At 64.1% G+C, this 20,043-nt stretch carries 19 protein-coding genes; 6 read left to right on the forward strand and 13 right to left on the reverse strand.

Annotated features, from left to right (window positions below):
- Positions 1-51 precede the first annotated feature (51 nt).
- Both HWX44_RS05270 and HWX44_RS05275 read left to right on the forward strand, forming a co-directional pair.
- The gene (locus HWX44_RS05270) at positions 52-1,221 is read left to right on the forward strand and encodes a sensor histidine kinase (RefSeq protein WP_254868116.1); all 1,170 of its coding nucleotides are present in this window, start codon (positions 52-54) and stop codon (positions 1,219-1,221) included.
- The gene (locus tag HWX44_RS05275) at positions 1,221-1,868 is read left to right on the forward strand and encodes a response regulator (protein ID WP_175973490.1); all 648 of its coding nucleotides are present in this window, start codon (positions 1,221-1,223) and stop codon (positions 1,866-1,868) included. Before HWX44_RS05270 ends, HWX44_RS05275 begins: the two co-directional genes overlap by 1 nt.
- Here the strand turns inward: HWX44_RS05275 and HWX44_RS05280 are convergent.
- Complete coding sequence (locus HWX44_RS05280; protein WP_070519547.1) at positions 1,865-2,245, reverse strand: hypothetical protein; 381 nt, start codon at positions 2,243-2,245, stop codon at positions 1,865-1,867. The two genes, HWX44_RS05275 and HWX44_RS05280, sit on opposite strands and share 4 nt — an antisense overlap.
- On the reverse strand, positions 2,246-4,111 hold the full coding sequence (locus tag HWX44_RS05285; protein WP_175973492.1) for a BCCT family transporter: 1,866 nt from the start codon (positions 4,109-4,111) through the stop codon (positions 2,246-2,248).
- 183 nt (positions 4,112-4,294) lie between these two features.
- Between HWX44_RS05285 and thpR the strand changes: the two genes are divergently transcribed.
- Complete coding sequence (gene thpR, locus HWX44_RS05290; protein ID WP_083318728.1) at positions 4,295-4,786, forward strand: RNA 2',3'-cyclic phosphodiesterase; 492 nt, start codon at positions 4,295-4,297, stop codon at positions 4,784-4,786.
- On the opposite strand, the gene HWX44_RS05295 is transcribed toward thpR, so the two are convergent.
- The 10 genes from HWX44_RS05295 to HWX44_RS05340 form a co-directional block, all read right to left on the reverse strand.
- Positions 4,761-6,398, reverse strand: coding sequence for an FUSC family protein (locus tag HWX44_RS05295; protein ID WP_175973494.1), 1,638 nt, complete (start codon positions 6,396-6,398; stop codon positions 4,761-4,763). The genes thpR and HWX44_RS05295 overlap by 26 nt on opposite strands.
- Entirely contained in the window at positions 6,370-7,590 is a 1,221-nt protein-coding gene (locus HWX44_RS05300; protein WP_175973496.1) for an ATP-binding cassette domain-containing protein, read from the reverse strand. The genes HWX44_RS05295 and HWX44_RS05300 overlap by 29 nt, the downstream gene beginning before the upstream one ends.
- Entirely contained in the window at positions 7,574-8,326 is a 753-nt protein-coding gene (locus HWX44_RS05305) for an ABC transporter permease (RefSeq protein WP_175973498.1), read from the reverse strand. The genes HWX44_RS05300 and HWX44_RS05305 overlap by 17 nt, the downstream gene beginning before the upstream one ends.
- Complete coding sequence (locus tag HWX44_RS05310) at positions 8,323-9,228, reverse strand: ABC transporter permease (protein WP_070702381.1); 906 nt, start codon at positions 9,226-9,228, stop codon at positions 8,323-8,325. The genes HWX44_RS05305 and HWX44_RS05310 overlap by 4 nt, the downstream gene beginning before the upstream one ends.
- Positions 9,225-10,643: an ABC transporter substrate-binding protein gene (locus HWX44_RS05315; RefSeq protein WP_144013492.1), complete on the reverse strand. Its 1,419-nt coding sequence runs from the start codon at positions 10,641-10,643 to the stop codon at positions 9,225-9,227. Before HWX44_RS05315 ends, HWX44_RS05310 begins: the two co-directional genes overlap by 4 nt.
- Entirely contained in the window at positions 10,643-11,398 is a 756-nt protein-coding gene (locus HWX44_RS05320) for a GntR family transcriptional regulator (protein WP_175973500.1), read from the reverse strand. The genes HWX44_RS05315 and HWX44_RS05320 overlap by 1 nt, the downstream gene beginning before the upstream one ends.
- A 70-nt stretch (positions 11,399-11,468) precedes the next feature.
- Entirely contained in the window at positions 11,469-12,449 is a 981-nt protein-coding gene (locus HWX44_RS05325; RefSeq protein ID WP_175973502.1) for an LLM class flavin-dependent oxidoreductase, read from the reverse strand.
- A gap of 3 nt (positions 12,450-12,452) precedes the next feature.
- Entirely contained in the window at positions 12,453-13,793 is a 1,341-nt protein-coding gene (gene brnQ, locus HWX44_RS05330) for a branched-chain amino acid transport system II carrier protein (protein WP_175973504.1), read from the reverse strand.
- 38 nt (positions 13,794-13,831) lie between these two features.
- Positions 13,832-14,929 carry a MalY/PatB family protein gene (locus HWX44_RS05335; protein ID WP_175973506.1) on the reverse strand — a complete coding sequence of 366 codons (1,098 nt, stop codon included), beginning with the start codon at positions 14,927-14,929 and terminating at the stop codon, positions 13,832-13,834.
- A 10-nt stretch (positions 14,930-14,939) separates the two neighbouring features.
- Positions 14,940-16,772, reverse strand: coding sequence for an ABC transporter ATP-binding protein (locus tag HWX44_RS05340; protein WP_175973508.1), 1,833 nt, complete (start codon positions 16,770-16,772; stop codon positions 14,940-14,942).
- A 90-nt stretch (positions 16,773-16,862) separates the two neighbouring features.
- Here HWX44_RS05340 and HWX44_RS05345 point away from each other — a divergent pair, with 90 nt between their 5' ends.
- Both HWX44_RS05345 and idi read left to right on the forward strand, forming a co-directional pair.
- The gene (locus tag HWX44_RS05345; RefSeq protein WP_046649026.1) at positions 16,863-17,399 is read left to right on the forward strand and encodes a hypothetical protein; all 537 of its coding nucleotides are present in this window, start codon (positions 16,863-16,865) and stop codon (positions 17,397-17,399) included.
- Entirely contained in the window at positions 17,396-17,920 is a 525-nt protein-coding gene (idi, locus tag HWX44_RS05350) for an isopentenyl-diphosphate Delta-isomerase (RefSeq protein ID WP_049157265.1), read from the forward strand. Before HWX44_RS05345 ends, idi begins: the two co-directional genes overlap by 4 nt.
- Positions 17,921-18,432: 512 nt before the next feature.
- On the opposite strand, the gene HWX44_RS05355 is transcribed toward idi, so the two are convergent.
- Positions 18,433-19,704 (reverse strand): carboxylesterase family protein, encoded by a 1,272-nt coding sequence (locus HWX44_RS05355; protein WP_175973510.1) that lies wholly within the window; start codon positions 19,702-19,704, stop codon positions 18,433-18,435.
- A 174-nt stretch (positions 19,705-19,878) separates the two neighbouring features.
- Between HWX44_RS05355 and HWX44_RS05360 the strand changes: the two genes are divergently transcribed.
- Complete coding sequence (locus HWX44_RS05360; RefSeq protein ID WP_168162657.1) at positions 19,879-20,034, forward strand: hypothetical protein; 156 nt, start codon at positions 19,879-19,881, stop codon at positions 20,032-20,034.
- Positions 20,035-20,043: the final 9 nt, after the last annotated feature.

The following is a 20,043-nucleotide window of genomic DNA, read 5'->3' on the forward strand; positions in this document are numbered from 1 at the left end:
TCCTCCGCAGGGAGGATTTTCCGGAACGCAGGGAGAACTATCGTGGCAACCATGACGAGAAAGACGCGACCACTGTGGATCACGGTGCTGCTCATTCTGCTCTGCGTGGTGGCGGATTTGGCGGCATGGATCCCCCATATCGAAAACTTCGAGGGGACGGATCAGGAAGCCCTTGTTATGGGCTTGATGGGTCTATTTAGCTTCGCCACGTGGATTCTGCTGCCCTTCGCCCTGCACCACTCACGGCGGGAGCGCAACATCCACGAGGAGTACCCCGGCCATCCGGTGGCGCTGATTGCGGCTCTGCTCGTCCTGGTGCTAGGCGGGTTTCGCCCACTGTCGCTGTCAGTGCTGGTGGTGTTGATTTCAATCATCTCGCGCGGCCGACTGCGGTGGTCCCTGGCGGGGACGGCGGTGTTCGTGGCCTCGTGTGTGACCGTTATCTCTGTGCCTTACATTCGGGTGAACATCTTCTCGCCCTTTGGTTACGTGTTTTATGGAAGCCTCTTTCTCATCGTTGCCTGGATTACGGGTTCGGTGCGCGCGCAGCGCCGCCAGCGCGAGGTGACGCTGGTTAGCCTGGCGGAGCTCAACGAGGATCAGCTGCGCTCACGCGAGGAGCGCGCCCGCCTGGAGGAACGCAACCGCATTGCCCGCGATATCCACGATTCCCTCTCGCACCGGCTCAGCCTTATTTCCGTGTACGCGGGTGGCCTGAACTACCGCAAGGATGCCGACCCGGAGCGCGTCGCTGAGGCGGCGGGAACCATCCAGTCGGAGGCCAAGGCCGCCGTGGAGGACCTGCGCGGGGTGATCAAGGCGCTGCGCGTGGATGACAGGGTGGATCCGCGCGCGAGCATCGAGGAACACATCGAGCGCGCACGCGCGGCGGGGACGAAGGTGCGCTACGTCAAGGGAGACGTCGATAAGCTGAGCATACTAGCCGCCCACACGCTGGGCCGCGCCGTGCAGGAGGGGCTGACCAACGCGCGCAAGTACGCGCCGGGGAAGAAGGTGACGCTCAGCGTGGACAACGAGGAAGGTAAGGTGCGGGTGACCATGCAGAACAAGAAGGTGGCGCACCAGCCGGAGTCGGGTGGCGGCAACGGCCTGCTAGGTCTGGTGGAACGCGCCCGGCTGGCGGGAGGTACCTTCACAGTGCTTGACGACGCCTCCACCTTCACCTGGGTCCTCGAGCTACCGGAGGAGGCACACGCGTAATGATTTCAGTGGTGTTAGTCGATGACGAGCAGGCACTGCGGCGCGGTATCCGCTTCATCCTGGAAGGCGCAGCAGACATCGAGGTGGTGGCCGAGGCCGGCAATGGGCGCGATGGCGTGGCCCGCGTGCTGGATCTGCAACCGGATGTCGTTCTCATGGATATCCGCATGCCCGTGATGGACGGCATCGAGGCGGCCGGACAGCTGCGCGCGAGCGCGCCAGACCTTCCGGTGGTCATGCTCACCGCTTTTGATACGGATGAGTTCATCGTGGATGCGCTACACGCCGGCGCGATGGGGTTCTTGCTGAAGACCATCGAGCCGGAAGGACTGGTCTCGGCAGTGCGGGCCGCCGCCACGGGCCAGCAGCTGCTGAGCCCGAAGGCCCTGAAGAACTTGTTGGCGCTCAAGCGCCCCGAGCCCGCGCCGGCAGAACCAGAGACGCCTGGACCCCGCCCGCTGGAAGGCTTAAGCCAGCGCGAGAACGAGGTGGCGGAGTTAGTGGCCCAGGGCCTAGACAACCAGGAAATCGCGGGGCAGCTCTACGTGTCAGTTACGACGGTGAAAACCCACATCAAGCACATCCTGGACAAGCTGGGCGGCACCAACCGCGTACACATCGCGATTGCGGTGTTGGAATCGCGCTAGCGCCGGCGGATAAACGCGGAGGCGAGGCCGAGCAGCGCGATGACGATCACGATGATGGACGCCGCCGGCCAGTACTGGGGGTAGTACTTCAGCGCGTAGCCGAAGACCTGGCTGTCGTTGAACTGGCGGGCAAGTGCAATGGGCATCCACCACAACTTTGTGAGAGTGAGGACCGCGCCGAGCAGGCCAGCGATGATGCGGCGACTGCCGCGCAGAAAGAAGCTGGCTGCCACGAGGAGCATGCCGGCGATGGTGAGAGCGAATAGCAAGGGAGTTACCGCAGCGAATGGGGAGCCGTTGATGAGGAACTCGTGGTCAATTTCGTGCTGCTCGATGAGGGTATAGCCCTCAAGGACGACATCGTCGGGGATGCCCACTTAGGTCTCCTTCTGTTCAGAGTTCGGGTCGTAGCCATCGGCCCAGGTATCGGTGTCGAAGTCGTAGTCTACATTCTCGCCCTTTTCATCGGTGCGCTGGTACCAGTCTGTGTAACGGTGCGCTGAGGAATCGAAGTCGGAGCCGGCACCGCGGCCTTCGTCGGCGTGCTCGACGGTGAGCTCGAAGTCATCGCCGTGCTCCTCGATGCCGCGCACGACGGCGTTTTCCACCGCGGCGCGCGCGTAGGCGCGACGGATGAACATCGGGTCGGAGCGCAGGTCCTTGATGAAGGCCACCATCATGACGAGCAGCACGATGCAGAAAGGCAGCGCCGAGAGGATGGTCAGGTTCTGCAGGCCGGTGAGCACGTCCTCGCCGCCGGTGAGAAGCATGACTACGGCAATGCCCATCATGCACAGGCCCCAGAAGATGACGATGAATTTGTTAGGAGCGGGGTCGCCCTTGGAGGACATGGTTCCCATGATGACCGACGCCGAATCGGCCGAGGTGATGAAGAAGACCGCTAGGACCACGATCAGGACGAAGGGCGTGATGCTGCTCAGCGGCAGATTATCGAACATGGCGAAGAGCACCTGCTCGCCGGAGGCAGAGCCGTCAAAGTTGGGCAGCTCCTCGCGCTGGAAGGTGATAGCGGTGCCACCGAAGATGGTGAAGGCCAGGATGAGGATGAGGGACGGGGCGAAGACGGTCACTGCCGTGAACTCGCGTAGCGTGCGGCCGCGGGAGATACGGGCCACAAACATGCCGACGAACGGCGTCCACGCGATCCACCATGCCCAGTAGAACGCAGTCCAGTAGGACTGGAATTCGACGGTCTCATCGCCCCAGGACAGCCCCTTGGCCATCATGGGCAAGAGCTGGTCGATGTAGGTGACGATGCCTGACGGTATGAGATTGAGCAGGAGCAAGGTCGGGCCGGCAAGGAACACGAAGAAGACGAGGGCCAGCGTCAGCGTGATATTGAAATTGGACAGGTAGCGCACGCCGCGGGACACGCCAGAGACCGCCGAGACGATGAAACCGCACCCCAGCACGGCGATGATCACGATGAGCACGGTGTTCGTCATCGGGCCGGCGCCGCGGATGATGGACACTCCTTGGCCAATCTGGATGGCGGAGAGACCCAGCGTGGCGGCGGTGCCGAAGAGGGTGGCGACGAGAGCGAGGACGTCGATAAGCTTGCCCAGCGGCCCATCGGTATCGCGGGAGCCAAACAGGGGCTTGAAAATCGAGGACACGAGCGGGACGCGGCCGCGGCGGTAGGAAGAGTAGGCGATCGCGCCGCCGACGAGGGCGTACGCCGCCCAGGGAGAGATTCCCCAGTGGTAGTGCGCCTGGGCCATGGATTGGTGGAGGGCTTCGACGGTGTTGCCATCGACGGTGTGGGGTGGCGGGGAGATGTAGTGCGACAGCGGCTCCGAGGGGCCGTAGAAGAAGATACCGACGCCGATGCCGGCGCCAAACATCATGGCGACCCAGCTGAACCAGCCGAATTCGGGTTCTTCGTCATCGGTACCGAGCTTGATGCGGCCCAGGCGGGAGCAGCCGATGTAGAGCATGGTGGCAACGGCCATCATCATGGTGATGTTGAGCAGCCACCCGGCGTTGGTGATGGCCCAGGAAAAAGCGGTGGAGGACGCCGCCGAGACGGATTCTGGCGAGCTAATGCCCCACACGATGAAGGCTACGACGAAGGTAGCGGTGCTGAAAAAGGTGATTTTGTCGAGGGCGAAAGCGTTGCGTTGGTCCTCCACGCCGATGCCGGGGACCAAGCCCGGGTGCATGTCGTGGGGATAGATGCCTACTGCGGGACCGGTGGCTTGTCGAGAGTTCATGGTGACCATTATCGCAGGTGCGCGAAATGACAGTGGTGTGAGCTAGGATGAAGGAACCTATTTCTGCGTCGATTGGAATGCCATGTCGCTGCCTAATTTTGATGAGAATGTCCGTGAGCTGGAGGAAGCCTTCGCTCTCTTCGAACTCGTGGAGGAACACGTACTCGATCCGAACCTGTTGCTGTCGGTGAAATGATTCGCCTTTTCAGCGCCCTCTTTCCCTCCGCAGAGGCCCGTGAGCACCTGGTGCGGGCCGTGCGCCCGCTCAAGGACAACGGGCTGCGGTGGACGGACCCGGATAACTGGCACATCACCCTCGACTTTTTCGGGGAACAGCCCAATGACGCAGTGGAGGTCCGCGAGGCGCTGCGCGGCATCGAAGCGGGGCCGCTCACGCTGAGCCTGAGCGGGGCTGGCTCTTTTGAGAAACAGGTGCTGTGGGCAGGCGTCAAAGGGCAGGTCAAACACCTCATGCTTGAGCCATCGCGCCCACACCTCACGCTGGCCCGGGCAGGGAGGCGGACGCGGGATCCGTGGCTCATCCCGGATGCGGTGCACGCGCTGAGCGTCTACCGCGGACCCGAGTTCGAGGTCACGGAAATCAGCCTCGTCCAATCTTTCTTGGGAGAGGGGCGCGGCGGTGGGCCCCGCTACGAGATCATTGACGCATTTCCGCTGCGGTGATTTTCTCGATGAGCGTGTCCAATTCCGCGCGGCTGGGCTGCGAGAGCGGATTGACCACGCAGAAATCTAAGAGGAAGTAGCCGGCCGGTTGCAAGGCGGTGTGGCGCTCCCAGAACTCGCTGATATCGGAGTGGTTGGTCGCCAGCGACTGGATGCTACGCCGTTCCGAGAGCAGCTCGTAGTGCAGGTCGCGCCGCTGTGCCAGCGCTTCCTCGGGGGTCTTGATGAGTAGCGCGCCGAGCAGGGCGGCCATCGCCTCGAAGCAGCGCGTTTGCAGGCGGTAGTGGTTGGTCAGCTGGGCGCGCGGCTTCCACAGCCACAGGAAGAGCATCGCCACGACCACGGAGAGTCCAATCTCCGCCATGCGCGAGCCGATGGTGTGGGCCATGTGCTCCGAAGAGTTGCCCATGAGCAAAGCGAGCGGCGTGGAGAAGATGACGCACAAGGCGTAGTTCTTCACCACCAGAATCTCTGCGCAGAACTGGCAGAAGGCCAGCGCGAGCACCAACCCCCAGCCGTGCGGGCTGAAGGACGCAATGAGCGCAAAGACGCACACTCCTAAGACGGAGCCCAGCATACGTTGCACACCGCGAATCGTTCCCGGAACCCGGTCCGGCCCCCACTGCAAGAGCAGGAGCACCGAGACCGCGCCCCAGTCCGGGCGGTTAAGCCCCAGCGCCATGCCAATGAACGCGGTGGCCAGGCCACCGAGGGCAATCTTTTCCGCTGTTACCACCGCGTGGGAATTGCCCACCGCGGCGCGGTAGAAGCGGTAGCGCATCGTCGGCTTGGTGTGCGGGATGGTGGTGCGGTCCGGGTCCACGTAGGTGGGGGAATCAGACAGCTCATCCGAGTTGCCGCCGACCTGCTTGTGGTGCGCCACGATGCGCTGCTGCGCGGCCAGCGCGCGGTGCACCAGCTCCGCTTGGGCGGGGTGGCGGATGCGACCGCCGCGGATGACGCCGGCGTCGGCAAGCGCTTGCCAAGCCGTGGAAATCGCGGACTGCGCCTGGTGGTGGCGAGCCAGGAAATCGCTATCGGAGTTCACGAAGGCATCGGCGGCCTTCTCCAACGCGGCCACCGCGCGGGTCTCCGGGCCGTGCGGATCCCGGAAACGCGGCAGCATGCCCAGCACATAGCCCGCCGCCACGCCGGCCAGGCTCCATGCGGCCACCTCCCAGGGCGAGACCCCGCGCAGCATCGTGGAGCCGCCGGCCACCATCACGATGAAGAAGGAACCCGGCGGCGGCAGCCGCAGCGCATTCTGCACGAACGCGCCGGTCGTCGCCAGCACCACCGTAAACACCGCGGACAGCGCCAGCCCATGCACGCCGACGAGGGAACCAGCCGTGGCCGCCAGCGTGAGCAGCCCGCCAGCGGTGAGGATCACGCGGCGTCGCGTGCGGTAGGGTTGCCCCTCGCCATAAATGACGGAGAACGCGCCCGCCGAAATGAGCAGTACCGCATCCGGGTGGCCCGTCGCTACAGCGATCCCGCCGGGGATAATGATCGCCAACGCCGCGCGCAGGGCACCGGGCCAGCGGCGCGCGGAGGTGTTAAAGGCGGTAAAGAGCTGAAGTGCATTAGGACGTTGCGGCAGTGGGTGTTCCATATCGGGAGAACACCTTACTCGTTTCGCCGCGATCCACGAGCCGGCCGTCCTGTAGCACCGCCACCGTGGGGCATAAGTGCCGCACGACGTCAATGTCGTGGGAGACGAACACCAGCGTCATGTCCTTCGTTACGCGCTGTAGAAGCTCGAGGACCTGGGCCCGCGAGGTGGCATCCAGGGCCGAGACGGCCTCGTCCGCCAGCAGAATCTCCGGCTTGCCCACCACGGCGCGCGCCAGCGAGATGCGTTGGCGCTGTCCGCCGGAGAAGTCCCGGGGATAGCGCTCGAAGCCGTCGATGCCGACCTCCCGCAGGACCTCTTCGGCTTCTTCGCGCGTCCCGCCGCCTTCGGCCACGATCTTCCAGATGGGCATGCGCGGGTTGAGCGAGCCCTTGGGGTCCTGGAAGACCATGTGCACCCGCTTCTTCACCGCCACTGTCCCCGAGGTCGGCTGCGTAAGGCCCGTGAGCAGCTTGAGCAGCGTGGATTTGCCGGAGCCGGAACCACCGACGATGCCGAGGCGCTCGCCCTCGCGGACGGTGAGGGAGACGTCGTCCAGCGCGGTCACCCCGCGGTAGGTCTTGGTTACGGTCTGCAGCTCGATGACGGGCTCGCCCAGGGTGGGCGTGGGCGGCGGGGTGAGGTCGGGAGTGGTGAGCTCACCGATGCGCACGACTCGGTCGCACACGCGCTTGACGACGTCCCGGTCATGGCTAATAAACAACAGCGCCGTGTCTTCGCTGTCCGCGGCATCGACGATGGTGGAGAGGATCTCCTCCTGGGTGAAGGGGTCCAGGGCGGTGGTCGGCTCATCGCAGATGAGCAGCTTGGGGCGGCGGGCCATGGCCATCTCGATGAGCGCGCGCTGGCGCTGTCCGCCGGAGAGCTGGTGCGGGAAGCGGTTGAAGCCGGGCACCTTCATCAGCGGGTCGAGTGCGGTCATGGGTTCTTGGAAGACCATGGCCAGCGGGAGCTTGCGCAGGTCGCGGTCGCGCATGCCCAGCAGCTCCTGGCCGTTGAAGTTAATGGATCCGGTGGCCTGCAGGTGGTCGGGCAACAGCCCCATGATGGCCAGAGCCGCCAGGGACTTGCCGCTGCCGGAATCGCCGATGAGGCCGACGCGCTCGCCGGGTGCGATGGAAAAGGAGAGGGGGCCGACGGGGCCCACGCGCAGATCAGTGACGGTCAGCATGGCTTCCTAGCAGGTTGAATCCGAGGACGGTGCCGGCGATGGCCAGCCCGGGCCACAGCGCTTGGAGGGTGGGTGGCCAGAGGGTTGGGCGTCGCAGCATGCGACCCCACGAGGCGGTCGGCGGGGCAGTGCCCAGGCCGAGGTAGGAGAGGCCGGCTTCGGCGAGGACGGCCAACGCAAAGTAGACGGAGGCCTGGATGGCCACGATGCCGCCGAGGTTGGGTAGGACGTGGCGCCACGCGATGAGCGCCGGCGGCACGCGCGAGATGCGGGCGGCGGCGATATAGTCCTGCGTCATGATTTGCAGCGTGCCCGAGCGCGTGACCCGGATGAAGGAGGGGATGCCGGCGATGCCGATGGCGATGGTCGCCGTGAGCGTCGACGAGCCCCACACCGCGCCGGCGACGATGGCCAGAAGGAGCGCGGGGAAGGCGAGCAGCAGGTCGGTGGCCGCCATGATGAAGCCACCACCGCGCATCCCGGCGATAATGCCCAGCGGTACCCCGATGAGGGCGGCGATGGCCACCGCCACCACGCCCACCAGCACGGTGATCTGGGCGCCGGCGAGGATGCGGGAGAAGGTATCGCGCCCGAAGCGGTCGGTGCCCATGAGGTGCTCCAGGCTGGGGCCGGCCAGGCGGTCTGGGGAGATGAGGTTGGGGTCATAGGGCGTCCACACCAGGGAGACCAGGGCGAGCAGGATGGTCAGGCCCACCAGAATGTAGCCGGGTTTCATCGCGCCTCCTTGAGCCTTGGGTCGATGACCCGGTAGGCCAGGTCCGTGAGCAGGTTGACGGTCAGGGTGAAGGTCACGAAGACCATGATGAGGGTCTGGACGGTGGTGAGGTCGCGGGTGGAGACGGCGTCGAGAAGCAGCGAGCCCAGACCTGGAATGACGAAGACGTTCTCGATGACCACCGCGCCCACCACCAGGGTGCTCAGCTGCACGCCGGTGACGGTGAGCACCGGCAGGGCGGCGTTGCGCAGGCCGTGGCGGATGAGCGCCCCGGTGCGGGATTCACCCAGGGAGCGGGCGGTGCGGATATAGTCCTTGTCCATTTCCTCGCGGAGGGTGGCGCGCACGTAGCGGGTGAGCATCGCTCCTTGCACCAGCGCCAGCGAGATGACGGGAAGCACGAGGTGGCTCAAACCCTCGCGAGGCAGCTGCCAGCCGTTGGCCGGCAGCCATCCCAGGTGCACGGAGAACACGGCAACCAGCAAAATACCGACGAGGAAGCTCGGTACCGCGATGCCCAGCTGCGTGGCGGCATTGAGCACGGGGAGGCGAAAGCGGGCGAGCAGGATGCCCATGGGGATAGCACCGACCAGGGCGAGGGCGATGGCCAGCCCAATGAGCAACAGCGTAACCTGCGCGCGGTCAATCACCAGCGGGGTGATGTCCTGCTGCGAGGACAGGGAGATTCCGAAGTTGCCGGTTAACAGCCCTTTCATCCACTCCAGGTACTGCACGATGAGCGGGCGGTCTAAGCCCATGGAGTGGGTCAGCTTCTCCACGGCCTCGTCCGTGGCGTTGACGCCCAAGGCCACGCGCGCCGGGTTGCCGGGCACGGCCCGCATGAGCAGGAAGATGATGATGGAGGCGGCCCACATGGTGCCGAGGAAGCGCAGGATTCTCATCGCACACCTCGCAACTCAATGGCATCGGTGATCTGATTCGGCTGCAGGCCGGTCAGGCCCTCGCGGTAGAGCACGATATTGGGCATGTTCATCAAGGTCAGGGCGGGCATGTCCTCCATAATCTGGTCCACGGCCCCTGTCATGTCATCCTGCTCCAACAGCGTGCGGGCCTGCGGCGAATCATAGCCGAGGTAATAGTCAGGGTTGCCAAAGATGGTGGGGATATCGCGCGGCTCGACGTGCGCGACGAGCGACATCTGGTAGTCCTTGGCGCCCATGACTTGGCTCAGCCACACCGCGGGAAACTCCGCGGTTTCCAGACTGACCTCAAAGCCCATCTCTGTGAGCTGCGAGTAGAGGAACTCGGAGAGCGTTTGCGCATAGGGCAGGCTCGGCACGGTGAGCGTGAGCGGCGTGCCCACCGCCCCGGCCTCCTCCATCAGCGCGCGGGCGCGCGCCGGGTCGTAAGGGTAGTAGTCCTTCCCGCTAAACCAGGGATCAGTCGGCGGGACGGGTGCGCCGCCCGTGTCCTGCGCGCGGCCTTCCCAGAGGATCTCGTTGGCGGCGTGGCGGTCGATTCCATAAGCCACGGCGCGGCGCACGCGGGGATCGTCGAAAGGCGCTGCCTGGTTATTCATGGACAGCAGCACCTCGCCGTTCGTGGTGCCGACTGCGGTCTCGATGGAGTCACCTAGGGTGTCGAGCAGCTCGGGGTTTTGCACGCCCCACACTGCGTCGACCCCGCCGGAGCGCAGCGCGTTGACCGCAGTGAGGGAATCCGGGAAGTAGCGGATGGTGATGTCTTCTTCCGCTGGGGTGCCCCAGTAGTCGGGGCGGGCGCGCAGCGCGATGTACTCGTTGGGGGAGAAGCCCGCGACGGCAAAGGGGCCGGTGCCCACAGCGTCGGTGGGGGTGCGCATCGCGCCAATGGCGGTGCCCATGGACCATAGCCACCCGGCGGAGGGCCGCTTAAGGGTGACGAGCAGCGTGTGATCGTCGACAGCCGTGGCGGATTCCACCACGTCCATCTGGGCGCTAATGCCGTTCGTCCACTCCGTCTTCACCGCGTTGATGGACCACGCGGCGGTGTGCGCGGTGAAAGCCTCGCCGTTGGAGAAGGAGGCCTCACGCAGGTGGAAGGTATAGCGCGTGGGCTCGGCCTCCCAGGATTCGGCGAGCCCGGGGACAATCTCTCCCTCCGGGGAGATGCGCACCAGGGTCTCGTAGACGTTGCTCATGAGCGCTGCCGGGATGGCGGCGCCGCCGACGGTGGTGAAATCCAGGGAGGTCGCCGGCGTCGTGGTAGCCAGCGTCAGCGCGGAGGAATCCGAATCAACCACTGCCGTGGAGCCGGCAGAACACGCGCTTAACGACGCCCCCACGACCACCCCCAGCGCGCCTAGCCAAGTCTTCATCATCCTTCCGACAGCTTGACCTCGAGCGGGGACGTGGTGCCGCGCACGTTCGTCATGCCAAGCGTCATGCGGTCCCCGAGGTACAGGATTTGGGTGCACTCGACGGGATGTCCGGAGTGATCCGAGATGTCGAGGTGCAGGCGCCACAGCGGGATGCCGGGCTCGACATTGAGGGAACGCGCATCCTCCTCGCTGGCGTAGGCAAGGGAGAGCTCGCGGTTGACGCTGTCGAAGTCCACACCCTGCTTGCGCAGGTGATCGTGGATGGACTCATTGTCGGCATCGAAGCTGAGGATCTGGCTGCCCACGTCCAATGGGAAGAACATGCGCTCGATGGCGATGGGCATGCCGTTGGCGCTGCGCACGCGGTGCACAAAGATAACGGGGGAGCCGGTTTCTACCCGCAGGAACTCGGCCTCCCTATCGGTAGCAGGGCAGCGCCCCAGCCACAACGTGGACGCGCCGGGCTCGAAGCCGCGCTCGCGCAGCCAGTGCGTCACGGAGTAAATGGAATCGAAGGACTCCGAGGTAAAACGGCCGAGGACGACGGAGCGGCGGCCACGGCCGGAGGAGATGAGCCCTTCCGAGCGCAAAGCCGCGACGGCTTGGCGCACGGGGCCGCGGGAGGAGGAGAATTGCTCGCAGAGCTCGGCCTCGCTGGGCAGGAAATCGCCAGGAGAAAGCTTCTTGCTGCGAATGAGGTTGCGCAGGTAGTCAGCGATCATGCTGTGTTGCTGTGTGCGGCGAAGGGCCACCGAAATTCTCCTCTATGTAGAACAACGCTGTGACGGGTAAAGATGTGCGTACGCGCGCCTGCGCGTACGTCTACATCTGCCACGCTTGTGCCAGGTTACTCATGTTACCCAACGCGGCCTCGTGGCTTGTGGATTGCAGAGAAATCATGAGCTCGTCCGCCTGAGCCACCCTCTGGAAGTCGGTGAGGTACTCACGCACGTGCTCGATACTGCCGATGGCGGAGTATTGCAGCATGGCGATGATCTGCTGGCCCTGCGGAGAATCGATGATGCGGGCGACGTCGGCGTCGCTGAGCTGCTTGCCGCGGCTGACGAAGGCCTTAACGCGGCGGAAACAGACCTTCTCGAATTCCTCTTCTGCGTTATCCCCGGCGGTGACGTTGACACCGGCGATGACATAGGGCTCGGGGTGGGCCTCGGAAGGCTGGTAATTCTCGCGGTAATAGGCCGTGGCGGCTTCCAAGTGCTGCGGGGCGAAGTGCGAGGCGAAGGCATAAGGCAGCCCGAACTTGGCGGCCAGCGAGGCACCGAAAAGCGAGGAGCCCAGGATGTAAATCGGCACGTTCGTGCCGTGGCCGGGGATAGCCTGCACACCGGGGACGAGAGATTTGCCGGAAAGGTAGCCCTGCAGCTCCTTGACGTCCTCGGGGAAGCGCTCGGCGGCGTTTCTATCGCGGCGCAGGGCGCGGCCCAAGGTCTTCATATCGGTGCCGGGTGCGCGGCCCAAGCCTAAGTCGATGCGGCCGGGGTAGAGCTCGGCGAGGGTTCCGAATTGTTCAGCGATAACATAAGGCGCGTGGTTCGGCAGCATGATGCCACCAGCACCGAGGCGAATGCGCTCGGTCTTCGCACCGATGTGGGCGATGAGCACCGCCGGGGAGGACGAGGAAATGGAGGGCATGTTGTGGTGCTCGGTGTACCACATGCGCTTAAAGCCCAAGGCCTCCGCCTGTTGCGCTAGTTCGACCGACCTAGCCATGGACTGAGAAGGAGTCTCCCCCTCATAAATGGTGCAGAAATCGAGGATGGATAGAGCCGCGCGAGGCGTCATGGACTACTCACTTTTCTTCGACGAGGATGTAGATACAACGTCGATGATAACCCCGATGGCAAATGCGAGGAGCGTGGGAATTACCCAGCCCAGGCCAACGTCTTGACCAGGGGAGAAGCTGAGCGGGGCGCCGAAGGAAGTGGCGGCGGACCACAGGACGGAGACCCACAGCGCCAAGCGGAAGCCCCAGTAGAAGGTGACCCTCTTTTTGACCGCCGGCTGCAGAAGCGTCAGCGCGATCAACGAGATAGCCGGCGGGTACAAGAACACGATGAAGGGCACCGCGATGGCAAGCACCGTGTCCAGACCCTGGAAGGCGAAGGCGATGGACAGTGCGGTAAACAAGCAAGCCCAGAAGTGGTAGGTGGTCTTCGGTACCAGCATGGCGAAGAACTCCGAGGTGGCGGAAATCAGGCCCACGGCGGTGGTCATGCACGCCAGGATGACGATGGCGGAGAAGACGGCCTGGCCGACGTTGCCCATGGTGAGATTGGAGGCGTCGGCAAGCAAGGCGGCGCCGGAATCGTAGGATGCACCGTTCGGCATGGTTTGGCCGATCCACGCCAGGCCCAGATAAATAGCGGCGAGCAGCGCGCCGGCGATGACGGTGGAAGTGATGGTTCCGCGCAGCAGCGCCCGGTCGGTGGAGAAGCCCTTGGAACGCAGCGAGGTCACGATGACGATGGAGAAAGCCAGGCCGGCGATGGCGTCCATGGTGTTGTAGCCCTCAAAGAGACCCGTGACGAAGGGCGTGGAAGCGTACTCCTCAGTCGGGGTGCCGGGAACGCGGGGATTCGCCACGGTAGCGAGGGTGATGAGGACGGCGAGCAGGATGACCAGTGCCGGGGTCAGGAACTTTCCTAGGGTGTCGATGATGTCATTCGGGCGCCAGGCCAGGGCCAAAGCGATGAGGAAGAAGACGACGTTGAAGGCACCGTTGGCAAAGGTGCCCTCCCACCCGAGCAGCGGGGTAATCGCAGTCTCCATGGACACCGCGCCGGTGCGCGGCAGGGCGTAGAAGGCACCGATGGCCAGGTAGGCAATGACGGAGAAGGCCACGCCGAAGATCTTGCCGCCGTGGTTTCCGATGTCTCGCACGGATTGACCGGAAATGGCCACCGCGATCACCGCTAAGACCGGCAGTGCCACGCCGGCGGCGAGGAAGCCCAAGGTGGCCGGCCAGAAGTTGGTGCCGGAGGAGACACCGACCTCCGGTGGGAAGATGAGGTTGCCCGCTCCGAAGAACATGGAGAAGAGCATGAGGGAGGCAACGATCACGATGCCGATGGGCGAGCTCGTCTTCGAAGCGGACTGGGCGGGGGCCTGAACGTCATTTATGGACATTTTTCTAAGGATAATGCCCATGGCATGAGATGTAAATTTTAGCTAAATGCTTTCTCCAGCCGGTCGAGTGCCTCTTCCAGCAGCTCACGTGAGGTTGCGAAATTAAGACGGGCATGATGCTCGCCGCCCGTACCGAAGGTGACACCCTCGTTGAGGGCTACCTTGGCGTGCTCGCGCACCCAGGCCGCGGGCTTCGGGTCATCCCCAATGGCGGTCTCGCTAAAGTCCAACCACAGCAGGTAGGTGGCCTGCGGGTGGGAGGTCTTCAACCCCGGCACGCGCTTGGGCAGCTCCTCTACCAGCCAGTCGCGGGTCTTCTTCAGATACTCGATTTCCTCGTCGAGGAACTCGCTGCCGTGGCGGTAGGCTGCCTCTGCCGCCAGCACGCCGAGCGTGCCGGTGCCGTCCTTGGCCACGCCGGTCAGCGAGTTCCAGCGCTCGACGTCCGCGGTGTTGGAGAAGATCACCTGCGCGCACTTTAGCCCTGCGGTATTCCATGCTTTGGACGTGGCGGTGACGGTAATAACGCGGTCGGACAAAGCGCCGAGCGGGATGTGGCGGCCCTCGTAGACCAGCGGGGCGTGGATCTCATCGGAGAGGATGCGGGCATCGTACTTCTCCGCCAGTTCCACGAGTCCCCGCAGCCAATCCTCGTCGAAGACGATGCCCAGCGGGTTATAGGGGTGGGAGAGCAGGATGGAGCCGGCGCCGGCCTTAAAGGCGCGCTCGATATCGTCGAGCTCCAGCGAGGTTTCAATCTTCTCGCGCCCAGCGGTCTCCGGCAGCTCCAGCAGCGGCGGGTAGGAGGGAACCGGCACGGCCACCGCGCCTTCGGTAAAGTACTGCACGCCGAGCAACAAGCCGCGCACCACATCCCCGATCCAGAAGACGTGTTCTGGGCGCCAGCCGTAGCGCGATTCGTAGAAATCTGCTATTGCCGCGTTGAGCTCGGAGGCCTTGGGCGCTGGGGTGTAGCCGAAGGATTCGGCGTCGACCGCCTCCTGGATGGCCTCCTTGACCGCCGGCGCGGTGAGGAAGTCTGATTCGGCGATCCACAGCGGGATGACGTCTTCGTCATAGACGGTCCACTTGCGGGTGCCGCGGGCGGAGAGTTCTTTCAGGCTAGGGAAACGCATGCGTCCCACCTTACTCGTCGGTGGCTTGGACGAATCCGTATTTTTTCAATCGCTGCCGGTCGGCGGCGGAGGCGGATTGGGTCAGGCGCAGCAGTTCAGCGTAGATTCCGCCGGACTGGGCTAGCTCCGCCGGCGAGCCGATCTCGGAGATGCGGCCGCGGTCCAGGGTGATGATGGTGTCCACGTCCGCGATGGTGGACAGGCGGTGCGCGATGATGAGCGTGGTGCGGTCCTTCATTAGCTCGTCCAGACCCGCCTGCACGGCGCGCTCGGCCTTGGTGTCCAGCGCCGAGGTGGCCTCGTCGAGGACGAGGATGGGGGCGTCTTTCAGCATGGCGCGCGCCACGGCAACGCGTTGCTTCTGCCCGCCGGAGAGCTTAAGGCCGCGCTCGCCGATGACGGTGTCGTAGCCATCGGGGAATTCTTCGATGAAGCCGTGTGCATTGGCGCGCTTGGCGACGTCCACGATCTCCTCCATCGTCGCCCCCGGCTTGCCATAAGCGATGTTTTCCCGAATGGTGCCGGAGAAGAGGTAGGACTCCTGGAAGACCACGCCGACCGAGGCGCGCAGGCGCTCCGCAGTAAGTTCCGCAGTGTCGTGGCCCAGTACCGTCAGTTTTCCCTCCGTGGGCTGGTAGAGGCCCAACAGGAGGTTGACCAAGGTGGACTTGCCGCCGCCGGACTCGCCGACGAGTGCCACCTTGTGGCCCTCTTGGGCGGCGAAGGTGATATCGGCGACGACCGGCTTATCCGATTCATAGGAGAAGGACACGTCCTCGAAGGCGAAGACTGGGCCTTCGGTCGGGCGCAGCGGCTCGGCCGGGGTGAGGTCGAGCTCCGGCACGTCGGAGGTTTCAGCGGCGGCGACCAGCTGCGGGTTGACCGTGGGCTCCGGGACTTCCTCCATGACCTTGAAGTAGTCCTTGGAGCCGGCGATGGCGCGCTGGCTGACATCCACGATCCAGCTCATCATGAACACCGGCTGCTTAGCCATGTTTACCAGCTGCAGGAGCATGACCATGTCACCGATGGAGAAGTGTCTCTCCAAGGTGCGCCAGAAGATCAGGCCATAGATGCCTAAGAAGATCAGCGCCATGGCCGCGCCACGGGCGGTATCCATGGAATGCCACCAGCGCGACTGCGGCTTCGTGGTATCCACCACCGTGCGGTAGCGCGAACCGAAGGAGGCCAACTCGCGGGCCTCAGCGACGAAGGACTTGGTCACCTTCACTTGGCTGATGACCTCCGCGAAGCGCCCGTTGGCCACGTCGATGTTCTCATTCTTGATGGCCTCAAACTCCTGCCAGCGCTCCGAGGTCAGTGCGGTTAGCCACATATAGATAGGGAAGAGCGCGGCCAACAGGATGGCCAGCGGCCAGTAGTACACCGCGGTGATGACCAGCACCGCTGCCGCCTGGATGAGCATGACGAAGAAGTTATTGGAGAAGGACTGCAGGAACTGCGTGATATTCGCAATCGAGCGGTCCAAGCGCGCGATGATGGTGCCGGTGACCTGGTTATCGTAGTAGCCCTGCGGCACGGAAAGCAGCTTGGCAAAGTAGCGCGTCGAAAGAATCTGGCGCAGGCGTGCGACCATGACATCGCCGATATAACCACCGATATTCTTCACCACGTTGCCCAGCGCATCCGCCACAAAGAGTGCCACGACCCACCACAGGATGGTGCGCAGCGGGCCGCCCGCGACGACGGTGTCGGTGGCCTCGCGGAGGATAAACGGGGTCAGCAGCGACAGAATCGCGGTGACTGACGCGGTGATAAGGACGCCAAGATAAAACGGCCACAGGGCGGATGCGCTGCGGACGATGCGGAGAATAGAGTTCATCGCCGGCCGATGTTACGCCCTTAATAGGAATATCCAACCCGTCGACTAAGGTAGGGGAGAAACCGAAGTCGTGATGGAAAAGGATCCGCGGTGAAGAAATACCTCCCCTTAGCGTGCGCCCCGCTGTGCCTGGCTGCCTTGTCAGGCTGCAGCATCCTCCAGCCGCCGGACGTGGGCCCGCAGGACAACATCGTGGTGTCTAGCTCGGAGCCGCCGACCTTTGAGGCCAAGGACGTAGACGCTCATGAGGTCACCTCCAACCTGGCGGCACCCGTCAAAGATGAGGGGCTCAACGTGGAGTTCGAGCTCCAGGGGCTGTACTCCGGCGGCGGTGGAACGGTGCTGACGGTGAAGATTCACAACCTCAACGAGGTGCCCCTGCCTGCCGACGCCCTCGCGGAACCCACCTTGGAGCGCGCCGACGGCAACGGCGGCTGGGCCACCGTGGATCCTGTCCCTTATGACCCGGAGGTCAACGTGGACCTAGCCGCGCCGGGCCTGGATCACCCTCTGGGCGCCGGTGCGTCCACCAACCTTCAATATGTCTATAACGTTGCCCCAGGCAACCTCTGGAACGCGCGCTTTAGCATCGGCAACGTGCGCTATGTAGGAGACCTCAATCTATGACGGAACTCGTCGTTCTAGCCTCGCCGGAGGGCAAGCCCGCCGGCACCGCTGACAAGGCCGCCGTACACACCGCAGATACCCCGCTGCATTTTGCCTTTTCCGCGTGGGTGGTACGCGATGGCCAGCTGCTGCTGACCCGCCGCGCCCTGTCCAAGCTGACCTGGCCCGGCGTGTGGACCAATTCCTTCTGTGGGCACCCGGGCCCGGATGAGCCGACTGGCGACGCCGTCGTGCGCCGCGGCCGCTTCGAGCTTGGGCTGACCGGTACGCCGCGCTTGGTGTTGCCGGACTTTGCTTACCGCGCGGTGGATTCCTCCGGCGTGGTGGAGAATGAAATCTGCCCAGTCTATCTCTTCGAGACCGCAGACGATCCGACGCCCAACCCGGAGGAGGTCGACTCCTTCGCGTGGGCGCCGGTGCGCGATGTGCTCGCTGCCGTCGACGCCGCGCCTTTTGCCTTTAGCCCGTGGATGGTGGAGGAACTGACCCACGAGCCGCTGCGCGCGGCTCTCTTGGCCTAACCCTTCTGCGTGCGGGGCGGTAGGCCTCGAAGCCCGACTTAGGTCGTGGATGGGTTAGCAACGTCACTCATAACACTGCTACCAGGTGTTGTTTGGCGGTGAGGGGGGATTGTTCCGCACTCAATTGGCCTACGTCAGGAAAGCGTCCCGTAAAAGGCATCTGGCAAAAGGCATCTTTGGGTCTAAAAACGCCATCTGCCACGAGTAAATGGCGTTTTCAGTCGAGAAAACGCCTTTTGACTGATGCCTTTTGTCAGACGCCTTTTGTCCGATGCTTCCAGCATGTCGATGGAGGGACGCAGACGTTGCGCATTGCGAGGGAGCGAAGAGATAATCCGTTTGGGAAGAGACGTGCAGTGCTCTACGGAAACGGTCATTGTGGCCTGACTTAGGTCTTGGGTGGGTGAGCAACGTGACTCTTGATACTGCTGCCTGGTGGTTTTCGGCGGTGGGGTGGGATTGTTCCGCACTAAATTGGCCTAAGTCCAGCCTTTTGGCTTAACGCACTCGGATCAGAGCAGACTGCCGTCCTGGGCAAAGGCCGCCGAAATATAATCCAAGCTGGAATACGCCACGCGATGTTCGTCGTTATCCAGGTTGTACTCCCAGATAGCGTGCTCCGGGCGGTAGGCCTCGAATCCGGGCTCGCCTGTGCGCACAAAGTCCTGCAGCCACTGGGCTAGCGGCGTCCTGCCGAAGAGCGGACGCAGCTCCTCGCAGTGCAGGGCCGGGCCGGAGGAACGAGTAAACTCCACCATCCAGGTCTCACCCGGGGCCTTCTCCGCCACCTCGGCCGCCCAGCGGCGGATGATGGCATCGCCCACCATCCGGCCCATCGGGCGGTCCTTGTCCATGTGCTGTGCCACCTGATACCAGGGCTTGAAACCGTTGCGGGGAAAGCCGAAGCGCGGTGCCGCATAGCGCAGGATGAGGGCACGGAAAGGGGAGCGGTCGACCTTCTGCGTGGCTGGGATGTTGTAGAACTCGTCGCGGGTGCTGGCGAGAATGAGGGGGACGTCGGCAAGCTGCCCACACTCCAGCGGGGTGGGGCCCAGCGCCATATCGAGGCTGTACTTCTTGCGGAACTTGGCGTAGCCGGCGGCGAGCTCCTCCTGGCTCATCGCCGCCAGGGAGGAACGCGTGATGGGCTTCTTCATCACCTGGCGCAGGGTGGCGCTGCGCTCCTCGAAGGTTTCGCGCGGGAAGCCCGGGGACAGAGCTAGCGCTCGCCGAAACGCCCCTCGGTAGTGGTCGCGCCGGCACAGCCACAGTACGGCGTTGGCGCCGGCGGACTGGCCCAAGATGGTGACGTTGGTGGGATCGCCGCCGAATGCCTCGATGTTGTTCTGGATCCATTCCAAGCCCAACTGCAGGTCCTCGATGGCGCGGTAGCGGTCGGGCTCGTCATCACGAAAACGGGCAAGCCCCGGCAGCCCAACGCGATAGCCCAGTTGCACGTGGACGATGCCCGCCTGTGCGGTCGGCGTGCCCTCCGCGCGGGGATCCTCGTGGGAACCGTGCTCATAGCGGCCGCCGTGGATATAGACCAACGTCGGCGCCAGGGACGTCGCGCGGCTGCCGGGCGCGGGGGCGGTGATGGTCAGCGCGGTCTTCTCTGGGTGCGGGGTGCGCGCATCCTGGTCACGTGGCGGTGCGGGCTCAGGGTTCTCAAAATCCCCGGGGATATGGGAGTACTCGATGGAATGGAAATGGGCCACGTCCTCATCGAGGTAGCCGGTGATGGTGCCCGCGGGGCAGGTGACGGTGAAAGGTGCACGGCTCATGCACAACAGGCTACCCTGAGGGCATGGAATGGCTCGTGCAGGCGCCGGTGTGGGTGCAAATGGCGGTGCTCGCCGTCACGGCGGTGCCGGCCGCAACCGTCATGGGGTGGCTCCTGATGTGGGCAATCGACCGGGTGTATTCGTGGCTTGTGCCCGTGACTAGGATGAAGAACCATGACTCCCGATGATCACCGCGAAGGCCTGTGGGACCCCGAGCGCTCCGAACATGTCCACCGCAAGCGGGCACTGCCTAAATCCCGAGTGAGCGTGACCCTGTGGCTGATGATCGCGCTCATCGTCGTGGTGGCGGTGGTGGGCGTCGTCCTTTAAAGGGACGAC

It is taken from the genome of Corynebacterium sp. Marseille-Q2823 (assembly GCF_903645345.1).
Lineage (GTDB): Bacteria > Actinomycetota > Actinomycetes > Mycobacteriales > Mycobacteriaceae > Corynebacterium > Corynebacterium hiratae.